The sequence below is a fragment of the Caballeronia choica genome (assembly GCF_001544535.1).
GTDB classification, from domain to species: Bacteria; Pseudomonadota; Gammaproteobacteria; order Burkholderiales; family Burkholderiaceae; genus Caballeronia; species Caballeronia choica.
The window spans coordinates 1-2,700 of sequence record NZ_FCON02000356.1; the positions used below are offsets into that span (position 1 = coordinate 1).

The following is a 2,700-nucleotide window of genomic DNA, read 5'->3' on the forward strand; positions in this document are numbered from 1 at the left end:
TGCAGCGGGTAATGGATTTCGCCGCTGGCCTCAAGTACGCCCGCGAACTAGACGAATGAGTTGTGTGTAATCAAATGCGTCTAACCCGCAATACGGGATTACCAAATTTTCCAAAGTTTCGAGGTTGATATTCTTTTGAGCGGTTGCGGGGGCATAGGCTTCGATCCTAGTCCTAACTCCCTGAATGAAGAAATTCACATACTCCGGCAGAACTACCTTCTTGAACGCAGAGAATCCAACCACGCTGTCGGGGAAGCACGCATCGAACCCGAGAAATGCGGTCTCAGCGATGTTTGCTGCAATTGTTATACATAGGGTTCCGGTTGGCCAGAGCTTGCTTTGTTGAAGTCCAAACTCGTTATAGGTGTTGGAATATTTTCTGATAATCCTATTGGCCGCCCTTACTTCACCAGTTTGGAGAAACGGGTAGATACCGCCAAATAGACGAGGGTCATTTCTTGGGCGATGCTTCGATTTTCCTCTCCCAAGATCTCCTACTTCTGCCAAGTAGGTGTATGCCCACCCCGTTGGCAATTCAGGCAACTCAGCCGATTCTTCAGCGGCCAGTAACCGCAGCAATTTCGGCGCTTTGGGTTTGCTGCCTTGTTTCCCAGACGTCTCCCAGTCGGCCAGTTGTTGCTGGTAGCGTTGCGCACGCTTCTGTTGAATACTTTTCAGTAAGGCGTCGGCGGTTTCGAGTTTGTCCGGGTTGTCAGCGCGCCATTGGACGCTGAGCTTGCCTTCGAAGGCGTGCTTTAGCAGGGCCTGGCGGTAGACCTTCAGTTGGGCCTCGGCGGTCTTCAGGCTTTCGATGCCCTTGTCCAGCTCGGAGAACAGCTCCTCGATTTTGGCGACGATGCGATGTTGTTCGTGTTGGGGCGGAAGCGGGAGATCGCAGGCGGTCAAATACGGGGTTGTGACGCGTCGCTGGCCAACCGCGCCCGACATATTGTGTTCCGCCTCGCGCCGAAAGCTCTCGGATGAAACGTAGTAGTAAAGATAGTTCTTGCTGATACCCTGACGAGGGCGTAGTACGTGAAATTCGGTCGACCCGAACCCAACCCCGCTTTTGAGTTCTGGAACAACGGCCATCTTACCGTTTTCCATACAAGGGGTGATTTTTGCAAAAAGGACGTCCCCTTCCTGAAATGGGGTATAGCCTTTTCTTACTTCCCCGAACAGGCGTGTTTGAGATACATCAATGCCACCCGTCCCGGCTTGAACGCCCGACATGGGCACAAAAGAAACTTCGAGCGTATCGGGAATGCTAGCTTTATCAATCGTCGGGTTAATGACGGCTATTTCTGAGAGTTCGGTTGGTCTCCAACCACTCGGGAGCTCAGTGGAATGTTTGGCCATCGTCATGCCACCATTACCTCATTCAGCTCATCCAGCAACGTATCCATCTGGGTTCCAAACAGTTGATACATCTTTCCCAGGCCACCTTGTCCATCAAAGGGTGACATTTCCAAATCGTCGCGCTCAATGTGAAAAGAGTTGGCAACGTGGTCGCGGATCATACGCAGCCAGTCCATTTGTTCCTCATTAAATTTCTCGCTGCCGCCGGAGTGGTGCTTCATCACCCAGTTCTGAAAGTTGCGGCGGACGGTGTTGTCGAAAGTAGATAGTTTTTCATCCATGCCGCAGACGCGGCGGATGAGCGCCACGAGCGCCGTGAGCTCGCTGATCGGCTGCTCGCCCTTGTAGTCGTCCAGCTGTCTGTAGGCCTGCCACACGCGCAGTGGCGCGAGCTTGGGTTTGTCGATCTTGAGCTTGTCGAGTACCTGCCGGATAAGGTCGAAGCTGAGTTCGCGCCTTCTGTACGGCTCGCTGAAGAAGATGGTGAGGGCGCTGATGTTGTCCTGGTTGGACTTCAGGTATTCGACAAACTCATCGGTGAGGGCCAGGGCATTGTTCGCGGCGTCCTTGTCCCATTCGGCACGCAGAACAATGTCGATGTTGTCGTGGTCGATGGTTTGCTCTTTGTCGCGGCGGATGGCGTCGATGAGTTCGATCAGCCCGCCGTTGAAGACACTAGAGGCGGTATTTATTAATTGCTTTTGCGCTTGCTGGCGCTTGGTATCGCCGGGGTCGCAGCCTATCGGAAGGCCGGCAAGCTCCAACGCTCTGGCTTCAATGTTGTCGGCGTCGATGGCGCCGAACAGCCTGCCGACGATCTGGCTGAGCTCGACGCCACCGGCGGCATCGCGGATTTGCCGTTGCTCGTCGGTATCGAGTTGCTTGTTGAGGCGGGCCAGACGGCCGGCAAGGGACGAAACCGTGTCTTCGTCGGTGGCGCCCATCATGACGGCCATGGCCAAATCCTTGAGTGGGACCGAGGGCTTGGTGATGAGGGGCTGGCTGGCAGTCTTTAGCGACTTGGTAACGCCGATGGCGTCGACGATGACATAGTGGGTCTTGGCGCTCTTGGCGGACGGCGTGACCTTCCTCAGATCGTCCATGTCAAGCGTGCGGGTGCCGCGCCCCTTCATCTGCTCGAAGTAGTTGCGGCTTTTGACGTCGCGCATGAAGAGCAGGCATTCGAGCGGTTTGACGTCGGTGCCGGTGGCGATCATGTCCACGGTGACCGCAATGCGCGGGTAGTAATCGTTACGGAACTGGGCTAGGAGTCTGCGCGGCAGAAGCCGCGCTGTCATCCGATTGCCTGTTGTGAACGTTGTAGGCAGATGACGACGAGCT

2 protein-coding genes are annotated in these 2,700 nt (G+C 55.2%); both read right to left on the minus strand.

Annotated features, from left to right (window positions below):
• Nucleotides 1-30: 30 nt before the first annotated feature.
• Entirely contained in the window at nucleotides 31-1,365 is a 1,335-nt protein-coding gene (locus tag AWB68_RS43805) for a restriction endonuclease subunit S (protein ID WP_087650308.1), read from the minus strand.
• Nucleotides 1,362-2,700 (minus strand): type I restriction-modification enzyme R subunit C-terminal domain-containing protein (locus AWB68_RS43810; RefSeq protein WP_327384436.1); only part of this gene is annotated, 1,339 nt, incomplete at its 5' end. The genes AWB68_RS43805 and AWB68_RS43810, both read right to left, overlap by 4 nt.